Genomic DNA, 22,218 nt, shown 5'->3' with positions numbered 1-22,218 from the left:
CCCCACGACCGCTCCGGAGGAGAACATGACCAACCCGATCGCTGACCCCGGCCACGGACACTCGCCTGCGGCATGGACCGCTGTCGTGATCATGCTCCTCGGCTTCACCGCAGGAACCGTCTTCTTCTGCGCAGGCATGCCGACCCTCGTCTGGGCTTCCGTGGGCGTCATGGCCGTGGGCCTGATCATCGGCTGGATCATGGCCAAGGCCGGCTACGGCGTCAACGGACCCAAGTACTCGCCGAAGGGCCACTAATGGTCCTCGCCGACCTGACGGCCGGCGCAGTCGAGGACGCCGAGCGCCGCGCGCTCACGCGTCCCCTCGCCGAGGTCGAACGGGCCGCTCTGGCTCGCCCCGCTGCTCGCGACGCGCGTGCGGCGCTGGCTCCGGCGGACCGGGTCAAGATCATCGCCGAGGTCAAGCGCGCAAGTCCTTCGCGCGGTGCCCTCGCCGAGATCCCCGACCCGGCTCACCAGGCATCCCTCTATGAGACGGGCGGCGCCTCTGCGATCAGCGTGCTGACCGAGGAGCGCCGATTCGGCGGGAGCCTGGCCGATCTCGAAGCCGTGACCTCCACGGTCTCGCTGCCCGTGCTCCGCAAGGATTTCATCGCGACGCCCTATCAGGTGTTCGAGGCTCGCGCCGCAGGCGCCGACCTCGCACTGTTGATCGTGGCCGGACTCGAGATCCCGGTGCTCCACGAGCTGCATGCGCTCATCCTGGAGCTGGGCATGATGCCGCTCGTCGAGACGCATTCCGCTGAGGAGCTCGAGGTCGCGATCGACCTCGGAGCGCACCTCATCGGCGTCAACGCCCGCAACCTCAAGACCCTCGAACTCGATAAGAACCTCTTCAGCACGTTGGCCGACCGCATCCCCGCGGATGCGGTCAAGATCGCCGAGTCGGCGGTGCTCGCGCCCGAGGACGTCGCGCGCTACCGCTCGGCCGGTGCCGATGTCGTGCTGATCGGCGAAGCCCTCGTTACCGGCGACCCGGTCTCGACGCTGCAGAGCTTCCTCGCGGCAGGAGACGCCGCCGACCGTGAAGGAGCTCGTTGATGAGCCTGCGCGAGCAGCCCGGACCGTTCTTCGGAGAATTCGGCGGACGCTACATGCCCGAGTCGCTCATCGCGGCGATCGACGAGCTGACCGACGCCTATCACGACGCGATCGCCGACCCGGAGTTCCGCGCCGAGCTCGCGTCATTGCTCAGCTCCTACGCGGGCCGCCCCTCGGCACTGACCGAGGCCGCCCGCTTCGCCGAAAACGCCGGGGGAGCACGGATCTTCCTCAAGCGCGAAGATCTCAACCACACCGGCAGCCACAAGATCAACAACGTGCTCGGGCAGGCGCTGCTGACCAAGCGCCTGGGCAAGACACGGGTCATCGCCGAAACGGGCGCCGGCCAGCACGGGGTCGCGACCGCGACGGCGGCAGCCCTGTTCGGTCTGGATTGCACGATCTACATGGGTGAGGTCGATACCGAGCGGCAGGCGCTCAACGTCGCCCGCATGCGTCTCCTGGGTGCGGAGGTCGTCCCCGTGACGACCGGCTCGCGCACGCTGAAAGACGCGATCAACGATGCCTACCGCGACTGGGTGGCCACGGTCGAGACGACCAACTACATCTTCGGAACGGCCGCGGGTCCTCACCCGTTCCCGGCGATGGTCCGCGACTTCCAGAAGATCATCAGCGAAGAGGCGCGCCAGCAGCTTCTCGACGAGGTAGGACGCCTGCCCGATGCCGTCGTGGCCTGCGTCGGCGGCGGTTCCAACGCGATCGGCATGTTCGACGCGTTCCTCGATGATGCGGACGTGAAGCTCTACGGCGTCGAGGCGGCCGGTGATGGCGTCGACACCGAGCGGCACGCCGCATCGATCGAACGCGGTCGCCCGGGAGTGCTGCACGGCGCCCGCACCTATCTTCTGCAGGACGACGACGGGCAGACGATCGAGTCGCACTCGATCTCGGCGGGTCTCGACTATCCGGGCGTCGGCCCCGAGCACTCCTGGCTCGCCGACATCGGCCGCGCGGAGTACATCCCCGCGACCGACGACGAGGCCATGCAGGCGCTGCGCCTGCTCAGCCGCACCGAGGGCATCATCCCGGCGATCGAGTCGGCGCACGCGCTGGCCGGTGCGCTCCGCCTGGGCAACGAGATGGGACCGGATGCCGTGATCGCCGTGTGCCTGTCCGGCCGCGGAGACAAGGACATGGACACAGCCGCGCGCTACTTCGACCTGTACGATGCCGACGCAGACGAGGAGGGCGCGCGATGAGCCGCGTCGAAGCCGCCATCAAGAAGGCCGAGGACGCTGGTCGCGGCGCCCTCATCGGCTACCTGCCGGTTGGATTCCCCGACCTTCAGACGAGCATCCAGGCAGCGATCACGCTCGCCGAGAACGGCGCCGACATCATCGAGCTGGGTCCGCCCTACAGCGATCCGGTGATGGACGGACTGGTCATCCAGGAGGCGACCCAGGCGGCGCTGGCCGCCGGCTTCAAGATGCGCGACCTGTTCACGGCCGTGCGCGCGATCACCGAAGCGACCGATGTACCGGTCGTCGTGATGACCTACTGGAACCCCGTCGTGCAGTACGGCGTCGACCGCTTCGCCGATGACCTGCTCGCGGCCGGCGGTGCGGGGCTCATCACCCCTGACATCACGCCCGAGTCCGCGGAGGAGTGGATCGCCGCGAGCGAGCGGACGGGGCTCGATCGTATCTTCCTCGCGGCCCCCACCTCCAGCGACGAGCGCCTCGACCGCATCATCGCGGCGTCCACCGGATTCATCTACACCGTATCGACCATGGGCATCACGGGGGAGCGGACCGAGCTCGACAAGGCCGCACGCACCCTCGTCACCCGTCTGCGGGAGCGCGGCGCCGACCGCGCCTGCGTCGGAATCGGCATCTCGACCGCCGATCAGATCGCGGGCGTCGTCGACTACGCCGATGGGGCGATCGTCGGAACGGCCCTCGTCCGCGCGCTGCGCGACGGCGGACTGCCGGCCCTCGCCGATGTCACCCGATCCCTCGCCGCGGGCACCCCGTCGGCTCCGACCTCACACGAGAACTAGAATCGCACTCATGTCCCTCGCGCTTCCCACGGCCCTCAGCGGCGTGCTCACCAGCATCCCGAGCCCGGATATCCAGTCCTTCCACATCGGGCCCCTGCAGATCCACATCTACGCGCTGTGCATCATCGCGGGAATCATCGTCGCCGGTCTCCTGACGAACCGCCGCCTCACACAGCGTGGTGCGGAGCCGTGGGTCGTGGTCGACATCGCGATCCCGACGGTGCTGCTCGCCTTCGTGGGCGCGCGCGCCTACCATGTCCTCACGCACCCGTCGTTCTACTTCGGCGAGGGCAAGAACACGTGGAACCCCTTCGAGTACGGATCGGTCTGGGCCATCTGGGAGGGCGGCATCGCGATCTTCGGCGCGCTCATCGGCGGTGCTGTCGGCGTCTGGCTCGGCTGCAAGTGGACGGGCATCCGGTTCTGGACCTTCGCCGATGCCCTCGCGCCGGGCCTCCTCCTCGCCCAGGCGATGGGGCGCTTCGGCAACTGGTTCAACCACGAGCTCTTCGGCCAGCCGACGGACCTGCCCTGGGGCCTGGAGATCTCCTCCGACAACTCGGCTTTCCCTCCCGGACTCGCTGAAGGAACGCTCTTCCACCCGACGTTCCTCTACGAGGTCATCTGGAATCTGCTCGGCGTGTTCTTCATCCTGTGGATCGGGCGCCGTCTGCAGTTGCAGTGGGGCAAGCAGCTCGCGATCTACCTGATCTGGTACGGCGCCGGCCGCATCGTGTGGGAGTCGATCCGCATCGACCCGAGCGAGATCATCCTGGGTCTGCGCAGCAACGTATGGACCGCAATCATCGGTGTGCTGCTCGGCATCATCATCCTCACCGTCCAGAGCCGCCGCCACACCGGCGCGGAGCCGTCGGCGTACGTCAACGGGCGCACGCGGCCGGATGCTGACGCGGGTGTACAATCGCAGAACGCCCTCGACGAGTTCGTCGACGTGAGTGAGCCTCCCGTCAACGCGACCGACTGAATCCACTGCCACAAGCCTGGATCTCGCGGGCGAGGACAACTCTTTCGAGTCGTCCTCGCCGAGTGCGTTAACCCCCCTGTAGATGAACGAGCGGGCCGACGACGTCCCCAGTGTCGCATTGAGTACCTGAGGACGGTATCGATGTACTTCCAGCCTCCCTATGGCGCCTCCGGCGCTTACCCCCCGAAGCAGGGCCTGTACGACCCGGCATTCGAAAAGGATGCCTGTGGCCTGGCCATGGTCACGACTCTGCGGGGAACCGCAGGACACAACATCATCGCGCTGGCGCTTGAAGCGCTGCGCAACCTCGAGCACCGAGGTGCCATCGGCTCTGACGCCGGCACCGGAGATGGTGCAGGCATCCTCACCCAGATGCCAGACGCATTCTTGCGTGAAGTCACGGACTTCGAACTGCCCGATGCCGGCGAATACGCCGCCGGGCTCGCCTTTCTCCCGCTGCAGGCGGGGGAGCGCCGCGCTCAGAAGGCGGGGATCGAGAAGATCGCCCGCGAAGAGGGCCTGGAGGTCCTCGGATGGCGCACGGTTCCCACGGCGAACCAGCATCTCGGCAAGCTAGCCGATGAGGCCCGCCCCGCGTTCGAGCAGCTCTTCATCGCTGCTCCCGCGGTCGAGCCCATCCGTCCGTCCGGAATCGCTCTCGACCGCATCGCCTACCGGCTGCGCAAACGCGCCGGCCACGAACTCGGCGCCTATTTCGTCTCCCTCTCCAGCCGCACGCTCGGCTACAAGGGCATGGTGACGACGCTCCAGCTCGAGCCGTTCTACCCCGACCTGCAGGATGAGCGCTTCGCCTCGGAACTCGCAGTCGTGCACTCTCGCTACTCGACCAACACATTCCCGTCCTGGCCGCTCGCGCAGCCGCTGCGCATGCTCGCCCACAACGGCGAGATCAACACGGTGGGCGGCAACCGCAACTGGATGCGCGCGCGCCAGTCGCAGCTCGAGTCCGAGCTGCTCGGCGATGTGCAGCCACTCCTGCCGATCTGCACGCCCGGCGCGAGCGACTCCGCTTCCTTCGACGAGGTCCTCGAGCTGCTCACGCTCACCGGCCGCAGCCTGCCGCACGCCGTCATGATGATGGTGCCGGAGGCCTATGAGAAGCAGGCCGACATCGCACCGGACCTGCGCGCCTTCTACGAGTACCACGCCGCGCAGATGGAGCCCTGGGACGGCCCGGCCGCCCTCATCTTCACCGATGGCACGGTCGTCGGCGCAACCCTCGACCGCAATGGTCTGCGCCCCGGGCGCTGGACCGAGACGACCGACGGACTCGTCGTGATCGGTTCCGAGACCGGTGTGCTCGAGTTCGAACCGGAACGCATCAAGCGCCGCGGACGCCTGCAGCCGGGCAAGATGTTCCTCGTCGACACGGCCTCGGGCCGCATCGTCGAGGACGAGGAGATCAAGAGCGACCTCGCCTCACTGCACCCGTGGCAGGAGTGGCTCGACGCCGGAGCCGTACGCCTGGCGGATCTGCCCGAGCGCGAGCACATCGTGCATCCGCCGGCATCCATCACCCGCCGTCAGCGCACCTTCGGCTACACCGAGGAAGAGGTGCGCCTGCTGCTGACTCCGATGGGGCAGAACGGCGTCGAGCCGCTCGGCGCGATGGGATCTGATACCCCGATCGCCGTGCTCAGCGAGCGGCCGCGCCTGATCTTCGACTACTTCACCCAGCAATTCGCGCAGGTCACGAACCCGCCGCTGGACTCGATTCGCGAAGAGGTCGTGACGAGCCTGCGTCTGGGGCTGGGACCACAGGGCAACCTGCTCACGTGGGGCCCCGATCACGCCCGCCTGGTCACGCTGGACTTCCCGGTCATCGACAACGACGAGCTCGCGAAGATCCGGCACATCGACAGGGCCCTGCCGGGCCGGAAGTCCGCGACGATCAGCGGCCTGTACCACTTCGACGCGGGCAGCCACACGATGCAGGAGCGCCTCGACGAGATGTGCGCCGAGGTCGATGCGGCGATCGCCGACGGCGCCGAGTTCATCATCCTGTCGGACCGCGACTCGAACAAGGATCTCGTCCCGATCCCGTCGCTGCTCATGGTCTCGGCCGTCCACCACCATCTGATCCGCCGCGAGAACCGCATGAAGGTCGGACTGATCGTGGAAGCAGGCGATGTCCGCGAGGTCCACCATGTCGCGACGTTGATCGGTTACGGCGCATCCGCCGTGAACCCGTACCTCGCCATGGAATCGGTCGAGCACCTCGTGCGCACCGGATTCATCACGGGCATCAGCCCGGAGAAGGCCGTGCGCAATCTCATCTACGCCCTCGGCAAGGGCGTGCTGAAGATCATGTCGAAGATGGGCATCTCGACCGTCTCGTCCTATGCGGGAGCGCAGGTCTTCGAGGCCGTGGGCCTCAGCCAGGAGCTCGTCGACGCGTACTTCACCGGCACCGAGACGAAGCTCGGCGGCATCGGACTCGATGACGTCTTCGCCGAGAATCAGGCCCGTCACGATCACGCTTACCCCGAGGATGCTGCGGCCCGCGCCCATGAGCGGCTGTGGACCGGCGGGGAATACCAGTGGCGGCGGGACGGCTCACCGCACCTGTTCAGCCCCGAGACGGTGTTCCGCCTGCAGCATTCGACCCGTAACCGGCGATACGACATCTTCCGCGAGTACACGAGACTCGTCGACGATCAGGCGGCCGAGTTGAAGACGCTGCGCGGCATGTTCCGCCTGAAGACGGGGGAGCGCCCGGCCGTGCCGCTCGATGAGGTCGAGCCGGTCAGCGCCATCGTGAAGCGGTTCTCGACCGGAGCGATGAGCTACGGCTCGATCTCCCGCGAAGCGCACGAGACGCTCGCGATCGCGATGAACCGGATCGGCGGCAAGTCGAACACCGGCGAGGGCGGAGAGGACGTCGACCGTCTTCTGGACCCGGAGCGCCGGAGCGCCATCAAGCAGGTCGCTTCGGGACGCTTCGGCGTCACCAGCCTTTACCTCACCGAGGCGGATGACATCCAGATCAAGCTCGCGCAGGGCGCCAAGCCCGGCGAGGGCGGCCAGCTGCCCCCGGGCAAGGTCTACCCGTGGGTGGCGCGCACGCGTCACGCGACGGCGGGTGTGGGCCTCATCTCCCCGCCGCCGCACCACGACATCTATTCGATCGAAGACCTCAAACAGCTCATCTTCGATCTGAAGCGGGCGAACCCGAAGGCGCGCATCCACACGAAGCTCGTCAGCCAGTCGGGAATCGGCGCGGTCTCGGCGGGTGTCGCCAAGGCGCTCAGCGACGTCATCCTCGTCTCCGGGCACGATGGTGGAACCGGCGCCAGTCCGATGAACTCGCTCAAGCACGCCGGAACCCCGTGGGAGCTGGGCCTCGCCGAGACCCAGCAGACGCTGATGCTCAACAGCATGCGCGACCGTGTCGTGGTGCAGGTGGACGGCCAGCTGAAGACCGGGCGCGATGTCATCATCGGAGCGCTGCTCGGTGCGGAAGAATTCGGTTTCGCCACGGCTCCGCTCGTGGTGAGCGGATGCATCATGATGCGCGTCTGCCATCTCGACACCTGCCCGGTGGGCGTCGCGACGCAGAACCCGGTGCTTCGGGAGCGCTTCACCGGCAAGCCGGAGTTCGTCGTGAACTTCATGGAGTTCATCGCCGAGGAGGTGCGGGAGCTGCTCGCCGAGCTCGGCTTCCGCTCCGTGGACGAGATCGTCGGTCGTGCGGATCTCCTCGAGACGGATGCGGCGATCGCGCACTGGAAGTCGGCGGGCCTCGACCTGTCGCCGATCCTCGAAGGGCCCGAGTTCCCGGCATCCGAACCGCGCCGTCACGGTCGCGACCAGGACCACGAGCTCGATGAGCACTTCGATGTGCAGCTGATCGAGATGGCGCGCGATTCCCTCGACAACGGCAATCCGACCATCATCGACCTGCCGATCCGCAACACGGAGCGCGCCGTCGGGACCATGCTCGGCCACGAGGTCACCGCGTGCTTCGGTGCCGAGGGCCTCGCTCCGGAGACGATCGACATCACGCTGCGGGGCACCGCGGGGCAATCGCTCGGCGCGTTCCTACCGCCCGGCATTCTGCTGCGTCTGGAGGGAGATGCCAACGACTACGTCGGCAAGGGCCTCTCCGGCGGCGACATCGTCGTGCGTCCCGCACGCGAGTCGCACATCGCCCCGCATGAGAACGTCATCGCCGGAAACGTGATCGGCTACGGCGCCACCTCGGGCTCGATATATGTCTCGGGCGTCGTGGGCGAGCGATTCCTCGTTCGCAACTCCGGTGCGACCGCCGTCGTGGAGGGTGTGGGCGACCACGCTCTGGAATACATGACCGGAGGACTCGCCGTGATCATCGGCGCGACCGGACGCAACCTCGGAGCCGGAATGTCCGGCGGCGTCGCCTATGTGCACGCGCTGTCGAGCGACAAGGTCAACCAGCAGTCCCGCGACAGCGGAGAACTGCGGCTGGAGGCGCTGGACCGCGCAGACCTCGAGGTGCTGCGCGGACTGCTCGTCGAGCACGCAGAGCGCACCGGATCCCCCCGGGCGAGCGAGATGCTCGCCGATTTCGACAACACCGCGAACGAGTTCGTGAAGGTGCTGCCGCGTGACTACGCGGCCGTGCAGAGCATGAGACTGGAGGCCGAGCAGTCCGGGATCGACCCCGACGGCGACGTCCTCTGGAACCGGATCCTGGAGGTGACCGGTGGCTGATCCCAAGGGTTTTCTGACTGTGACGAATCGCGAGCTGCCCGCTCGCCGTCCCGTCCCCGTGCGCATCATGGACTGGAAAGAGGTCTACGAGCCCGGCGACAAGACCGTGCTGCGTCGCCAGGCGAGCCGCTGCATGGACTGCGGTGTTCCGTTCTGCCATGCTGCCTGCCCGCTGGGCAACCTCATCCCGGAATGGAACGATCTGACCTGGCGCGGCGAGGATCGCAGTGCCATCGAGCGTCTGCACGCGACCAACAACTTCCCGGAGTTCACGGGACGCCTGTGCCCGGCGCCCTGCGAGAGCGCCTGCGTGCTGGGGATCAACCAGCCCGCGGTGACGATCAAGCAGGTCGAGGTCTCGATCATCGATGAGGCCTTCGAGAACGGGTGGGTTCGCCCCCAACCACCCGAGCGCCTCACCGGCAAGACGGTCGCCGTGGTCGGGTCGGGACCGGCCGGTCTCGCCGCAGCCCAGCAGCTGACCCGCGCCGGTCACACGGTCGCGGTGTTCGAACGCGACGACCGCATCGGCGGACTGCTGCGCTACGGCATCCCGGACTTCAAAATGGAGAAGTCGCACATCGACGCGCGCCTGCGTCAGATGCAGGAGGAGGGCACCCGATTCCGTGCCGGTGTCGAGATCGGCCGCGACATCAGCTGGGAGGATCTGCGCGCCCGTTACGACGCCGTCGTGATCGCGACCGGTGCAACGGTTCCGCGAGATCTGCCGATCCCGGGCCGCGACCTCAAGGGCGTCCATTTCGCGATGGAGTATCTCGTCGAGTCGAACCTCGTCGTCGCCGGAGATACGGTGCCCGACCAGATCACCGCGGCGGGCAAGCACGTCGTCGTCATCGGCGGCGGCGATACCGGCGCCGACTGCATCGGAACCGCGCACCGTCAGGGCGCGCTCAGCGTCACGAACCTCGCGATCGGCAAGCAGCCGTCCGAGACGCGTCCGGACCACCAGCCCTGGCCGATGATGCCGACCGTCTTCGAAGTGCAGTCCGCGCACGAGGAAGGCGGCGAGCGCATGTTCCTGGCATCGACTGTCGAGTTCCTCTCGAACGATGACGGACAGGTGCGCGCCCTGCGCGTCGCCGAGACCGAGTACTTCGAGGGACGCCGCGTGCCGAAAGCGGGCTCGGAACGGGAGATCCCGGCCGACATCGTTCTGATCGCCATGGGATTCACCGGGCCGGAGCAGGTCAGATTCACGGATGCTCTCCGCCCTGCCCTGACCGATCGCGGCGCCTTCCAACGCGATAGCGCCTATCAGACCAGCGAATCCGGCGTCTTCGTCGCCGGCGATGCGGGTCGCGGCCAGTCGTTGATCGTCTGGGCCATCGCCGAAGGCCGCGCGGCTGCCGCGAACGTCGACCGTTTCCTCATGGGGGAGACGGTGCTGCCGGCGCCTGTTACGCCTTCCGATGTCGCGCTGGGCCTGTCGTCCGCGTAGGCTGGGCTCGGCACTGTCGCCAGTTTTGTTCCCTCTCTCACTCTGGAGAATTAGTTGAGACGCGCGAAAATCGTCGCCACCCTGGGGCCGGCAACCTCGAGTTATGAGAACGTCCGAGCCATCATCGAAGCAGGTGTGGACGTCGCCCGGCTGAACCTCAGCCACGGCGACTACTCCGTCCATGACGCCAACTACGCGAATGTTCGTCGTGCGGCGGATGACGCGGGCAAGGCGGTCGCCGTTCTCGTCGACCTGCAGGGCCCGAAGATCCGTCTCGGCAAGTTCGAGGGCGGCCCCTACGAGCTCGCCGCCGGTGACATCTTCAAGATCACCACAGAAGACATCATCGGCAACCGCGAGATCTGCGGCACGACGTTCAAGGGCCTGCCCCAGGACGTCAAGCCCGGAGACTTCCTGCTGATCGACGATGGCAAGGTCCGCGTCGAGGTCGTCTCCACCGACGGCGTGGTGGTGACCACCAAGGTCATCGTCGCCGGCGCTGTCTCGAACAACAAGGGCATCAACCTGCCCGGCGTTGCCGTGAACGTGCCCGCTCTGAGCGAGAAGGACGAGGCCGACCTCCGCTGGGGTCTGCGCATCGGCGCCGACGTCATCGCGCTGTCGTTCGTGCGTAACGCCGAAGACGTCACCCGCGTGCACGAGATCATGGCGGAAGAAGGCGTCAAGGTCCCCGTCATCGCCAAGATCGAGAAGCCGCAGGCCGTCGACGCGCTCGAAGAGATCGTCGCGGCCTTCGACGGCATCATGGTCGCCCGCGGCGACCTGGGCGTCGAGCTTCCGCTCGAGGCCGTGCCGATCGTCCAGAAGCGCGCCGTCGAGCTGGCTCGTCGCAACGCGAAGCCGGTCATCGTCGCCACGCAGATGCTCGAGTCGATGATCTCCAGCCCGGTTCCGACCCGCGCCGAGACCTCCGATGTCGCCAACGCCGTCCTCGACGGTGCCGACGCGGTCATGCTCTCGGGCGAGACGAGCGTGGGCGAGTACCCCGTGGTCGTCGTCGAGACGATGGCTCGCATCATCGAGTCGACCGAGGAGCACGGCCTGGAGCGCATCGCGCCGCTGACCACGAAGCCGCGCACCCAGGGCGGGGCGATCACGCTCGCGGCCCTCGAGGTCGCCGACTTCGTCGAGGCGAAGTTCCTCTGCGTGTTCACGCAGTCGGGAGACTCGGCACGTCGTCTGTCGCGTCTGCGCTCGCGCATCCCGATGCTCGCGTTCACGCCGGAGCCCGGCATCCGCCGTCGCATGGCTCTCTCGTGGGGCATGCGCTCGACCCTGGTCGAGCCGGTCGAGCACACCGACCTGATGTTCCTGCAGGTGGATGACTACCTGCTGAAGAACGGTCTGGCCGTCGAGGGGGACAAGGTCGTCGTGATCTCCGGTTCCCCTCCCGGAATCGTTGGTTCCACGAACGACATCCGCGTCCACAAGGTCGGGGATGCTGTCAACGGAGCCGCACCGATCTACAAGGCAGGTCTCTGACACCTGTTGCAGACGAGGGGGACGGAGCGAACTGCTCCGTCCCCCTCGTCGTGCGCGGAACAGGAATGAACTGTTCTCTCAGGGACTGAGCTTTGGGCTGAAACAGCGAAACCCACCGGATGATCGCCATCCGGTGGGTTTCACTGTTTTTATGTGCCGGCGGTGGGACTCGAACCCACACGTCCTTTCGGACAAAGCATTTTGAGTGCTCCGCGTCTACCATTCCGCCACGCCGGCTGGAATATCGCCGTATCGACTTTAGCGCAGAGCGGGCCCCGTTCCCGCCAACACCCGCCCGGGTGCGGCGACTCCCAGGGTGCGTCCCCTAGAATGGATGCTGTGACCGAGCAAGAATTGTCTGAGCAGCCCACGGCATCCGCCCCTCGACGCGTCGTCGTCGCCGAAGACGAATCGCTGATCCGACTCGACATCGTCGAGATCCTCCGCGACAACGGCTTCGATGTCGTCGGTGAGGCGGGCGATGGCGAGACCGCCGTTGCTCTGGCCACCGAACTGCGCCCCGACCTCGTCATCATGGACGTGAAGATGCCGCAGCTCGACGGCATCAGCGCCGCGGAGCGCCTGCACAAGGCGAACATCGCTCCTGTCGTGCTGCTGACCGCCTTCAGCCAGAAGGAGCTCGTCGAGCGTGCGAGCGAGGCCGGCGCTCTGGCCTACGTCGTGAAGCCCTTCACGCCCAACGACCTTCTTCCTGCGATCGAGATCGCGCTGGCCCGCCACGAGCAGATCATCACGCTCGAGGCCGAGGTCGCCGACATGGTCGAGCGCTTCGAGACCCGCAAGCTCGTCGACCGGGCCAAGGGCCTGCTCAACGAGAAGATGGGCCTGAGCGAGCCCGAGGCTTTCCGCTGGATCCAGAAGGCATCCATGGATCGTCGTCTGACGATGCAGGATGTCGCCAAGGCGATCATCGAGCAGCTCGCACCCAAGAAGGCGTGATTCGAGTCGGAGCCGGTTCACCGGCTCCGACTTCTTTTTTCTCAGGCCGGACGGTCCTTGATCATGTTCGTGATCCGGATCGTCGAGCAGCGTCGCCCCTGATCGTCGGTCACAGCGATCTCGTGGACCGTCACGCTGCGGCCGAGATGAACGGGCGTGCAGACGCCGGTGACGATTCCCGATGTCGCCGATCGCGTGTGCGTGGCGTTGATGTCGACGCCGACCGCGAGGCGCCCGGGACCGGCGTGCAGGTTTGCGGCCATCGAACCGAGCGATTCGCCGAGCACGACGTAGGCGCCGCCGTGGAGAAGACCGACCGGCTGGGTGTTGCCCTCGACGGGCATCGTGGCGACGGCGCGCTCCACCGTGAATTCGGTGAACTGCATGCCCATCTTCTCTGCCAGGGCCCCGATGCCGCGGTGGAGAACCCACTCCAGACCGGTCATCTCGTCACTCGTGCTCACGGATCCTCCTCAGCGGTTGTCTGCCGTCCTCGTTAGGCTGGGGGAGTGACGGACTCCGCAAAGCCTACCCTCATGGTCGTCGACGGCCATTCGCTCGCCTACCGCGCCTTCTTCGCGCTCCCGGTCGAGAATTTCACGACCAAGGACAACCAGCACACGAACGCCATCTACGGGTTCCTGTCGATGCTGGTGAACCTCATCAAGGCTGAGAAGCCGACGCACCTGGCGATCGCCTTCGATACCTCCCGGCACTCGTTCCGCACGGATGAGTACCCCGAGTACAAGGCCACCCGCTCGGCATCGCCCGAGGAGTTCCGCGGGCAGGTGCCGCTGCTGCAGGAGGTGCTCGGAGCGATGTCGATCCCGGTGCTGACGAAGGAGGGCTTCGAGGCCGACGACATCCTCGCCACCCTCTCCAAGCAGGGATCGGAGCTCGGTTATGACGTGCTCGTCGTCTCGGGCGATCGCGACACGATCCAGCTCGTGAACGACGAGGTGACCCTGCTCTACCCGTCGGTGCAGGGGGTTTCGCAGCTGAAGCGCTACGACCCCGCCACGGTGCAGGAGCGCTACGGTGTGCGGCCTGAGCAGTACCCCGACATCGCAGCTCTCGTGGGTGAGACGAGCGACAACCTGCCCGGTGTGCCGAAGGTGGGGGAGAAGACTGCCGTCAAGTGGCTGACCCAGTTCGGCACCCTCGACGAGCTCCTCGAGCGCGCCGAAGAGATCAAGGGCGTCGTCGGAGGCAATCTGCGCGAGCACCTCGAGGACGTCCGTCGCAACCGCCGCCTGAACCGTCTGCTCACGGATGTCGAGCTGCCGCTCGCGCCCGCTGACCTCGCGGTCGCGCCGATCGATGCGCGGGCTGTGCGCGATATCTTCGCCCGCCTGGAGTTCCGCACGCTGTTGCCCCGCGTCTTCGACGCGGTGGGCGCCGGGGAGGATCCCGCGGCGGAAGAGCCTGCCGTGGAGATGCCGTCCGCGGTCGATGCGACGGTCACCGATCTCGTCACGTGGCTCGACTCCCAAAAGGATGAAGTCGCGGTGACGCTCGCCACCGCCGGCGGTCTCGGCACACGTATCGGATTCGCCAGTCCGACCGAGCTCCGCGAGTCGGACTGGACGGATGCCGCTGCCGATGCTCTGCGCACCTGGCTCGAGTCCGATGCACCGAAGGTGCTCAACGATGCCAAGCCGCAGGTGAAGGCACTTCTCCGTGCCGGCGTCCGTCTCGGCGGACTCTCGTACGACACTCTGCTCGCGGGCTGGCTCATGCGGCCGAGCTTCCCCGACAAGACGCTCTCGCACCTGGTCGATCGCTATCTGGGCGAGAAGATGCCGGTCGCCGACCCGTCGCAGCTCGTTCCCGAGACCGACGGTGCGACCCCCGCGCAGGAGGCGTGGTTCACGCTGCGCGCCGCCGCAGCGCTGCGCGGTGACCTGCCCGCTCCGGTGGCAACCGTGCTCACGGACATCGAGCTGCCCAGCGTGCTCGCCCTGGCCGATATGGAGATCGCGGGCGTCGCCGTCTCGCACGAGGTTCTCTCGACGTTCTCCGCCGAACTCGCCGGCCGTGCCGAGGCGATCGCCCAGGAGTCGTTCGCGACGATCGGCCGTGAGTTCAACATGGGCTCTCCCAAGCAGCTCCAGGAAGTCCTCTTCGAAGACCTGCAGCTGCCGAAGACCCGCAAGACGAAGACCGGCTATTCCACGGATGCTGCTTCCCTCGCCGATCTGCAGGAGAAGTCGCCGCACCCGTTCCTCGAGCTGCTCGGCCAGCATCGCGAGGCGACGAAGCTGCGTCAGATCATCGAGTCGCTCGACACGGCGATCAAGGACGACGGGCGCATCCGCACCACGTACGTGCAGACCGGCAGCCAGACGGGTCGCTTGTCGAGCACCGATCCGAATTTGCAGAACATTCCTGTTCGCACGGAGGAATCGCGCCGCATCCGCAGCGCTTTCCATGTGGGCGAGGGGTACGAGACGCTCCTGACCGCGGACTACTCGCAGATCGAGATGCGCATCATGGCGCACCTGTCGGGCGATGAAGGCCTCATCGAGGCGTTCAACACCGGTGAAGACCTCCACCGCTTCGTCGGCGCCCGGGTCTTCGGCGTCGAACCGGCCGAAGTGACGCCCGCGATGCGCACGAAGGTCAAGGCGATGTCGTATGGCCTGGTCTACGGTCTCAGCGCCTTCGGCCTCGCGAAGCAGCTGCGCATCGAGCAGTCCGAGGCGAAGAAGCTCATGCTCGAGTACTTCAACCGCTTCGGCGCGGTGCGCGATTACCTGCGCGCCTCGGTCATGCAGGCGAAGGAAGACGGATATACCGAAACGATCTTCGGTCGACGCCGCCCGTTCCCCGACCTCACGAGCCCGAACCGGGTGCTGCGCGAGAACGCCGAGCGCGCGGCGCTGAATGCTCCGATCCAGGGGAGTGCGGCCGACATCATGAAGCTCGCCCTGTTCCACGTGCACTCCGAACTGCGCGAGAAGGAGCTGCGCTCGCGCGTGCTGCTGCAGATCCATGACGAACTCGTGGTCGAGGTCGCCCCGGGCGAACGCGATGTCGTCGAGGAGATCGTGCGCACCCGAATGGCGGATGCCGCATCCCTGACGGTTCCGCTGGACGTCAGCGTCGGCTGGGGAGCGAACTGGGACGAAGCCGCGCACTGACCTGCCCGACTCCGCGCGCGGGGCGGCGCTACGCTGAGAAGCATGACGCTGACCCCGCGCACCCCTACCCCCATCGATGCCGTCGCCGAGGAGTGGGTCGACACCCTCTCCATCCTCAACCCGACGTTGGGCACCTATATCGGCCGCGACGAGGCCGATGACCGCTATGGCGATCTCAGCCCGGCCGGCCACGACGATTATGCGGCCGAGGTGCGCAAGACCCGCGTGGCCCTTGCCGCGTTGACGCCGACTGATGCCATCGATGAGGTCACGAAGACCGATCTGCTGAGCGAGCTGGATCTCGAACTCGAGTTCCATGACGCGCAGTGGCATCTGCGAGACATCAACGTCATCGCATCCGCGGCGCAGGACATCCGTCAGGTCTACGACCTCATGCCGACGGCGACCGCGGGCGATTGGGAGACGATTGCGAAGCGGCTGTCGGCTGTGCCGGAGACGCTGCGCGGCTACACGCAGACCCTTCAGGAGGGCATCGCCCGGGGCGTCGTCCCCGCGCGGCGCCAGGTGACCGAGGTCGCTGCGCAGATCGCGCGCTACACGGCCGCCGATGGTTTCTTCGCCGAGTTCACGGGCTCGGCCGCTCTCGCCGACGGCGAGATGCCGGCGTCGCTCGCGAAGGATCTGACGCAGGGTTCCGATGCGGCCCGCGCGGCCTACGAGGAGCTGCGCACCTTCCTCAGCGAGGAGCTCGCCCCCGCGGCATCCGATATCGACGCCGTCGGACGCGACCTCTACGCCCTGCACTCGCGCCGTTTCCTCGGCGCCGTCATCGACCTCGATGAGACGTACGAGTGGGGTCGCGAAGAGCTCGCACGCATGGTCGCCGAGCAGACCGCAATCGCGAATGAGATCCTGCCCGGGGCGACCGTCGAAGAGGCCGTGGCGCATCTGGAGGCCGACCCCGCTCACAAGCTCTACGGCACCGATGAGTTGCAGCGGTGGATGCAGGAGACGAGCGACCGTGCGATCGCCGAGCTCGGCGCCACGCACTTCGAAATCCCGGAGGAGATCCGCAGCCTCGAGTGCATGATCGCCCCCACGCAGGAGGGCGGCATCTACTACACGGGCCCGACGGATGACTTCTCCCGTCCCGGCCGCATGTGGTGGTCGGTTCCCGAGGGCGTCACCGAGTTCGACACGTGGCGTGAGCTCACCACGGTGTACCACGAGGGCGTTCCGGGGCACCACCTGCAGATCGCGCAAGCGGTGTACAACCGGGCGGAGCTGAACTCCTGGCGTCGTCTGCTCGCCGGCACCTCGGGCCACGCCGAGGGCTGGGCGCTGTATGCCGAGCGCCTCATGCAGCAGCTGGGATACCTCGATGACCCGGCCGATCGCCTGGGCATGCTCGACGGACAGCGCATGCGCGCAGCACGCGTCGTGCTCGACATCAGCGTGCACCTCGGCAAGGAGCGCCTCGACGGCCAGGGCATCTGGGACGCCGACTACGCGCTCGACTTCATGCGTCAGAACGTGAACATGTCGGATGAGTTCGTGCAGTTCGAGGTGAACCGGTACCTCGGTTGGCCCGGCCAGGCGCCGTCATACAAGGTCGGCCAGCGGATCTGGGAACAGGTTCGCGATGACTACCGCGCCCAGCAGGGCGATGCCTACGACGTGAAGCAGTTCCACAAGCGCGCCCTCGACATGGGTGGTGTCGGGCTCGACACTCTGCGCACCGCGCTGCTGCGCTGAGAATCGCCCGGCGGGGTGCGCGGGAATGCCGCGCACCCCGCTGCGGTTCATTCAGTCACATACGAAAGGGCTGACATGACCATCGAGTTCGGGCTGGACACCTTCGGCGACATCACGCGGGGCGCGGACGGCGAGCTGCTGACCGCCGCGCAGACGATTCGGAACGTGGTCGATCAGGCGGCGCTCGCCGATCGCTTCGGCATCGACTTCTTCGGGGTGGGGGAGCACCACCGCCCCGACTTCGCCGTCTCCGCGCCCGAGATGGTGCTGGCCGCGATCGCCTCTCGCACCGAGCGTATCCGCCTGGGCACCGCCGTCACGGTGCTCTCCTCCGACGATCCCGTGCGGGTCTTCGAACGCTTCGCGACGCTGGATGCTCTCTCCCACGGCCGCGCGGAGGTCGTGCTCGGCCGTGGATCGTTCATCGAGTCGTTCCCGCTGTTCGGATACGACCTGCGCGACTACGAGGCGCTGTTCGAACAGAAGCTCGAGCTGTTCGTCCAGCTGCTCGAGGAGAAGCCGGTCACGTGGTCGGGCACCATGCGTCCGCCCCTCGAGAACGCGGATGTGTTCCCGAAGACGGAGAACGGCCTGCGCACCTGGGTCGGTGTCGGCGGAAGCCCCGAATCGGTTCTGCGCGTCGCGCGGCACGGGCTGGGCCTCATGCTCGCGATCATCGGCGGCCCGGCGGAGCGTTTCCGTCAGTTCGTCGATCTCTACCACCGCTCGACGGCGGCCATGGGCACACCGGTGCTTCCGATCGCCGTTCATTCTCCGGGTCACATCGCGCGCACGGACGAAGAAGCCTGGGACGCGGCATACGCCGGGTTCGAGGCCATGAACAACACGATCGGCGCGGAGCGCGGCTGGCCCGCCTACAGCCGTGCCCGCTTCCAGAACGATGTGGGGCCGGCCGGCGCGATCTATTCCGGGTCGCCCGAGCGGGTGGCGCAGAAGATCGCCGCAACGATCCGCACTCTCGGACTCGGTCGCTTCGATCTGAAGTACTCCACAGGAACTCTCGGCCACGAGCAGATGATGCAGAGCATCGAGCTGTACGGCACCGAGGTCATCCCGCGGGTGCGCGAGATCCTCGCCGCCGACGATTGAGAGCGTTCGGCGCCCGGAGGGACGGCTCTACGATGAACGTATGACCGATAAGACTCCGGGCGCCTCGCTCTCCACACGCCTGGACGGCCTGCCGTTCACCCGTCGTCACGGACGGCTCCTCGCCGGTTCCGGCCTGGGCTGGGCGCTGGATGCGATGGATGTCGGCCTCATCTCGTTCATCCTCGCCGCGCTCACGGTCCAATGGGACCTGACGAAGACGGAGAGCGGTTGGATCGCGTCGGTCGGTTTCATCGGCATGGCGCTGGGCGCGAGCCTGGGTGGGCTTCTCGCCGACCGCTTCGGGCGGCGGCAGATCTTCGCCCTCACCCTGCTCGTCTACGGCATCGCCACCGGAGCGAGCGCTCTCGTCGGCGGGCTCGCCATGCTGCTGGTGCTCCGCTTCCTCGTGGGTCTCGGCCTCGGCGCCGAGCTTCCGGTCGCCTCGACCTATGTGAGCGAATTCGCCCCGGCGCGCATCCGCGGCCGGTTGATCGTCTTCCTCGAGGCGTTCTGGGCCGTGGGCTGGACGGCCGCGGCCCTGATCGGATACTTCATCGTGCCGGCATCCGATTCAGGCTGGCGCTGGGCCTTCGCGATCGGTGCGATACCCGCCGTCTACGCGTTGATCGTGCGCTGGGGCCTGCCGGAGTCGCCGCGCTGGCTCGCCTCGCGCGGACGCACCGCGGAGGCGGAGCGCATCGTCGAGCAGTTCGAGGCCTCGGCCGGAACCATCGCCCCCGCAGCAGAAGCGATCGCTGTCGCTGATGAACCGATCGCCGCGCCCACCGGATCGCGCCTGTCTCGCCTGTGGGGCCGGGAGTTCCGCACGCGCACGCTGTGCATCTGGCTCGTGTGGTTCTGCGTGAACTTCTCCTACTACGGCGCCTTCATCTGGATCCCCAGCATCCTCGTCGACGCCGGTTACGACCTGGTCCGCTCCTTCGGGTTCACCCTCATCATCACCCTCGCGCAGCTTCCCGGTTACGCCGTCGCCGCCTGGCTGATCGAGGTGTGGGGACGCCGACTGACGCTGTCGGTCTTCCTCATCGGCTCCGCCGCATCGGCGATCGCCTTCGGCACAGCGAGCGGCGATACGGCCGTGATCGCCTCCGGGATGGCACTGTCGTTCTTCAACCTCGGAGCCTGGGGTGCGCTCTACGCCGTCACGCCCGAGATCTATCCCACTTCGATGCGCGCCACCGGTTCGGGATGGGCCGCGGGAGTCGGGCGCATCGCGTCGATCATCGCGCCGCTCGCCGTTCCCGTTCTGCTCGTCAAGGGCGGAGCATCCTTGCTGTTCGTCGTGTTCAGCGCGTTCTTCGTCATCGCGGCCATCGCAGCCTGGGGTCTCGTCGACCGTCGGGGCCTCGCTCTCGACGACCGATGACGCGCGGTCGGCTCGGCGGGAATAGGCTGGATGCGTGAGTGCTGTCAGATTCGTCGCCATCGGAGATTCATTCAGCGAGGGCGTCGGTGATGAATTGCCCGACGGCCGCGTGCGCGGCTGGGCGGACATCGCGGCGCAGGGATGGGCGGATGCTGCGGGGCACAGCATCCAGTACGCCAATCTCGCCATCCGTGGCAAGCTCGCCTGGCCGATCATCGAGCAGCAGCTCGAGCCCGCTCTCGCCCTGAAGCCCACGCACCTGTCGTTCAACGGCGGCGGAAACGACATGCTGCGCCCGCGCGCCGATCTCGAGCACATCGCCGACACGTTCTCCCGCGTGCTGCGCCGCTGCGATGAGCAGGGTGTCACCCTCATTCTCCTCTCCGGGGCGAACCCCGCAGGGCAGCTGCCCATGGGCTCCCTCATCCAACGTCGGGGTGATGAACTCTCGGCCGCGGTGCTGCGCCGCGTCGCCGGCCGTGACGACGTCATCCGCGCACTGAACTGGCCCGACCAGGAGCTCGCCCGCGGCGCCTACTGGTCGGAAGACCGTCTGCACATGAACGCCGCCGGCCACCATCGGGTGGCAGCGCGCGTGCTGCATGCACTGGGCTACGAACCGCCCGCCGAATGGTGGGCGCGGTCGGCTACCGCTTCCGCGGGTCCCAGCGGATTCGCCTATTACCGCGAGCATGTCGGCCCGTGGATGAAGCGCCGCATCACACGCACTTCGTCCGGCGACGGACGTACCGCGAAGTACCCCTCCTGGGTGGAACGGGTTCCCCGGTGACGTCGTCGCGGGGGCGTCGGCTTCCGCGCCGCATCACACAACTCCTCGTCGGGCTGTTCCTCTACGGGATCGGCATCGCGTTCATGATCCGCGGCGCGATCGGCGCCGCTCCCTGGGATGTCCTCTCGCAGGGCGTCGCACGCCATGTGCCGTTGACGTTCGGCACGATCACGATCCTCATCAGCATAGTCGTGCTGCTGCTGTGGCTGCCTCTGCGGCAGCGTTTCGGCATCGGCACGGTGCTCAACGCACTGCTCGTGGGACCGTCGGCCGATGTGGGCCTTCTCCTCATACCCGTGAACCAGTCGCTGTGGCTGCGCATCGGTTTCTTCATCTTCGGACTGCTCGTGCTCTCGGCTGCCACCGGCCTCTACATCGGCGCGCACTTCGGCCCCGGCCCGCGCGACGGACTGATGACGGGATTGCATGCGCGCACCGGTTGGCCCATCTGGGTGGTGCGCACCGGCCTCGAGGTCACGGTCGTCGCGGTCGGCTGGTCGCTCGGCGGCAACGTCGGCATCGGAACCCTCGCCTTCGCCCTGCTCGTCGGTCCGCTGTGCCAATATTTCATGCGCATCTTCGCGGTGCGGCTGGATGGGGGAGAGAAAGCGGCGCCGGTATGAGCGACATCGAGATGGCTCGCATCCCCGCGGGTTCCGTGACCCTGCACGATGCCCGGAGGAAGATCCATCGCACGGTGCACCTCGAAGCTTTCGAGATCGGCGTGTATGCCGTGACCGAGGAGCAGTTCGCCGAGGTCCTCGGCATCGAGGCTCGGCATCCGCGACGTCCTGCCGCTGATCTCAGCTGGTTGCGCGCCGTCCGCTTCTGCAACGCGGCCTCCGAGTGGGAGGGCCTCGACCCTGCCTACTCCTTCGACGGCGAGGACGTCACCTGGCATGTCGACAGCGACGGCTACCGCCTGCCGACGGAGGCGGAGTGGGAGTACGCCTGCCGCGCCGGGTCGACGACGCCGACGTACGGACTGCTCGGGGACATCGCGTGGACCGCCGCGGACGGCGTCCGCGCACCGCAGGACGTCGGCGGACGGATGCCTAACCTGAACGGCCTGTTCGACACGCTCGGCAACGTCTGGGAGTGGTGCTGGGATCTGCTGGATCCGGCCCGCTACGACGAATACCGGGTCTTCCGCGGCGGCGGCTATGCCGACGATGCGTGGAATGTACGCGCATCGGTGCGTCGCGGGGGAGCGCCCCGTATGCATCATGAGGATGTCGGCATGCGCATCGCGCGGGGAGGGTTCGACGCGCTCGACGCGGCTCAGGGATGGTCGGCGAAGGCCGACCGGGAGCGAGCGATCGACGATGGCGCTCTCCCGTCGGGCTGGACTCCGCGCCGGCGCTGAGCCGTTT

General features: G+C 67.2%; 17 protein-coding genes and 1 tRNA gene. 16 read left to right on the top strand and 2 right to left on the bottom strand.

The annotated features are described in order from the left end of the window. Positions 1-25: 25 nt before the first annotated feature. The 8 genes from Q0Z66_RS00160 (at position 26) to pyk (ending at position 11,739) form a co-directional block, all read left to right on the top strand. Positions 26-256, top strand: coding sequence for an HGxxPAAW family protein (locus Q0Z66_RS00160; RefSeq protein WP_298036204.1), 231 nt, complete (start codon positions 26-28; stop codon positions 254-256). Then, the gene (gene trpC, locus Q0Z66_RS00155; protein ID WP_298036201.1) at positions 256-1,059 is read left to right on the top strand and encodes an indole-3-glycerol phosphate synthase TrpC; all 804 of its coding nucleotides are present in this window, start codon (positions 256-258) and stop codon (positions 1,057-1,059) included. The genes Q0Z66_RS00160 and trpC overlap by 1 nt, the downstream gene beginning before the upstream one ends. Beyond that, a complete protein-coding gene (gene trpB, locus Q0Z66_RS00150; protein WP_298036198.1) occupies positions 1,059-2,279 on the top strand; it encodes a tryptophan synthase subunit beta in 1,221 nt (406 codons plus the stop codon). The genes trpC and trpB overlap by 1 nt, the downstream gene beginning before the upstream one ends. Next, on the top strand, positions 2,276-3,079 hold the full coding sequence (gene trpA, locus Q0Z66_RS00145) for a tryptophan synthase subunit alpha (protein WP_298036196.1): 804 nt from the start codon (positions 2,276-2,278) through the stop codon (positions 3,077-3,079). The genes trpB and trpA overlap by 4 nt, the downstream gene beginning before the upstream one ends. A gap of 10 nt (positions 3,080-3,089) precedes the next feature. Further along, the gene (gene lgt, locus Q0Z66_RS00140; RefSeq protein WP_298036194.1) at positions 3,090-4,064 is read left to right on the top strand and encodes a prolipoprotein diacylglyceryl transferase; all 975 of its coding nucleotides are present in this window, start codon (positions 3,090-3,092) and stop codon (positions 4,062-4,064) included. 141 nt (positions 4,065-4,205) lie between these two features. Further along, positions 4,206-8,777 (top strand): glutamate synthase large subunit, encoded by a 4,572-nt coding sequence (gene gltB, locus Q0Z66_RS00135; RefSeq protein ID WP_298036192.1) that lies wholly within the window; start codon positions 4,206-4,208, stop codon positions 8,775-8,777. Further along, complete coding sequence (locus Q0Z66_RS00130) at positions 8,770-10,236, top strand: glutamate synthase subunit beta (protein WP_298036189.1); 1,467 nt, start codon at positions 8,770-8,772, stop codon at positions 10,234-10,236. Before gltB ends, Q0Z66_RS00130 begins: the two co-directional genes overlap by 8 nt. Positions 10,237-10,290: 54 nt before the next feature. After that, on the top strand, positions 10,291-11,739 hold the full coding sequence (gene pyk, locus Q0Z66_RS00125; RefSeq protein ID WP_298036187.1) for a pyruvate kinase: 1,449 nt from the start codon (positions 10,291-10,293) through the stop codon (positions 11,737-11,739). Between the two features lie 154 nt (positions 11,740-11,893). Here pyk and Q0Z66_RS00120 read toward each other — a convergent pair. Further along, positions 11,894-11,976: transfer RNA gene (locus Q0Z66_RS00120), tRNA-Leu, on the bottom strand. A gap of 102 nt (positions 11,977-12,078) precedes the next feature. On the opposite strand from Q0Z66_RS00120, the gene Q0Z66_RS00115 reads away from it, so the two are divergent. Beyond that, complete coding sequence (locus tag Q0Z66_RS00115) at positions 12,079-12,699, top strand: response regulator (RefSeq protein ID WP_298036184.1); 621 nt, start codon at positions 12,079-12,081, stop codon at positions 12,697-12,699. Positions 12,700-12,740: 41 nt separating this feature from the next. On the opposite strand, the gene Q0Z66_RS00110 is transcribed toward Q0Z66_RS00115, so the two are convergent. After that, positions 12,741-13,145: a hotdog fold thioesterase gene (locus tag Q0Z66_RS00110; RefSeq protein WP_298036707.1), complete on the bottom strand. Its 405-nt coding sequence runs from the start codon at positions 13,143-13,145 to the stop codon at positions 12,741-12,743. 63 nt (positions 13,146-13,208) lie between these two features. Here Q0Z66_RS00110 and polA point away from each other — a divergent pair, with 63 nt between their 5' ends. The 7 genes from polA to Q0Z66_RS00075 all read left to right on the top strand — a co-directional run bounded on the left by polA (position 13,209) and on the right by Q0Z66_RS00075 (position 22,211). Further along, positions 13,209-15,842, top strand: coding sequence for a DNA polymerase I (polA, locus tag Q0Z66_RS00105; protein ID WP_298036182.1), 2,634 nt, complete (start codon positions 13,209-13,211; stop codon positions 15,840-15,842). A 42-nt stretch (positions 15,843-15,884) separates the two neighbouring features. After that, on the top strand, positions 15,885-17,558 hold the full coding sequence (locus tag Q0Z66_RS00100; protein ID WP_298036179.1) for a DUF885 domain-containing protein: 1,674 nt from the start codon (positions 15,885-15,887) through the stop codon (positions 17,556-17,558). Between the two features lie 75 nt (positions 17,559-17,633). After that, a complete protein-coding gene (locus tag Q0Z66_RS00095; RefSeq protein ID WP_298036176.1) occupies positions 17,634-18,668 on the top strand; it encodes an LLM class flavin-dependent oxidoreductase in 1,035 nt (344 codons plus the stop codon). A gap of 40 nt (positions 18,669-18,708) precedes the next feature. Beyond that, a complete protein-coding gene (locus Q0Z66_RS00090) occupies positions 18,709-20,055 on the top strand; it encodes an MFS transporter (RefSeq protein ID WP_298036174.1) in 1,347 nt (448 codons plus the stop codon). A 34-nt stretch (positions 20,056-20,089) separates the two neighbouring features. Further along, positions 20,090-20,845, top strand: coding sequence for an SGNH/GDSL hydrolase family protein (locus Q0Z66_RS00085; protein WP_298036172.1), 756 nt, complete (start codon positions 20,090-20,092; stop codon positions 20,843-20,845). Further along, a complete protein-coding gene (locus Q0Z66_RS00080) occupies positions 20,842-21,468 on the top strand; it encodes a hypothetical protein (protein WP_298036169.1) in 627 nt (208 codons plus the stop codon). The genes Q0Z66_RS00085 and Q0Z66_RS00080 overlap by 4 nt, the downstream gene beginning before the upstream one ends. Then, entirely contained in the window at positions 21,465-22,211 is a 747-nt protein-coding gene (locus Q0Z66_RS00075) for an SUMF1/EgtB/PvdO family nonheme iron enzyme (protein WP_298036166.1), read from the top strand. The genes Q0Z66_RS00080 and Q0Z66_RS00075 overlap by 4 nt, the downstream gene beginning before the upstream one ends. Positions 22,212-22,218 lie beyond the last annotated feature (7 nt).

Source organism: uncultured Microbacterium sp., assembly GCF_947632095.1.
GTDB lineage: Bacteria > Actinomycetota > Actinomycetes > Actinomycetales > Microbacteriaceae > Microbacterium.
This window is presented reverse-complemented; position numbering and strand designations above follow the sequence as displayed.

What these genes read in the sequence shown, in the direction of transcription:
- Q0Z66_RS00160 (WP_298036204.1), top strand. Translation starts at nt 26, where the DNA reads ATGACCAACCCGATCGCTGACCCCGGCCACGGACACTCGCCTGCGGCA.
- trpC (WP_298036201.1), top strand. Translation starts at nt 256, where the DNA reads ATGGTCCTCGCCGACCTGACGGCCGGCGCAGTCGAGGACGCCGAGCGC.
- trpB (WP_298036198.1), top strand. Translation starts at nt 1,059, where the DNA reads ATGAGCCTGCGCGAGCAGCCCGGACCGTTCTTCGGAGAATTCGGCGGA.
- trpA (WP_298036196.1), top strand. Translation starts at nt 2,276, where the DNA reads ATGAGCCGCGTCGAAGCCGCCATCAAGAAGGCCGAGGACGCTGGTCGC.
- lgt (WP_298036194.1), top strand. Translation starts at nt 3,090, where the DNA reads ATGTCCCTCGCGCTTCCCACGGCCCTCAGCGGCGTGCTCACCAGCATC.
- gltB (WP_298036192.1), top strand. Translation starts at nt 4,206, where the DNA reads ATGTACTTCCAGCCTCCCTATGGCGCCTCCGGCGCTTACCCCCCGAAG.
- Q0Z66_RS00110 (WP_298036707.1), bottom strand. Translation starts at nt 13,145, where the DNA reads ATGACCGGTCTGGAGTGGGTTCTCCACCGCGGCATCGGGGCCCTGGCA.
- Q0Z66_RS00100 (WP_298036179.1), top strand. Translation starts at nt 15,885, where the DNA reads ATGACGCTGACCCCGCGCACCCCTACCCCCATCGATGCCGTCGCCGAG.
- Q0Z66_RS00095 (WP_298036176.1), top strand. Translation starts at nt 17,634, where the DNA reads ATGACCATCGAGTTCGGGCTGGACACCTTCGGCGACATCACGCGGGGC.
- Q0Z66_RS00090 (WP_298036174.1), top strand. Translation starts at nt 18,709, where the DNA reads ATGACCGATAAGACTCCGGGCGCCTCGCTCTCCACACGCCTGGACGGC.
- Q0Z66_RS00075 (WP_298036166.1), top strand. Translation starts at nt 21,465, where the DNA reads ATGAGCGACATCGAGATGGCTCGCATCCCCGCGGGTTCCGTGACCCTG.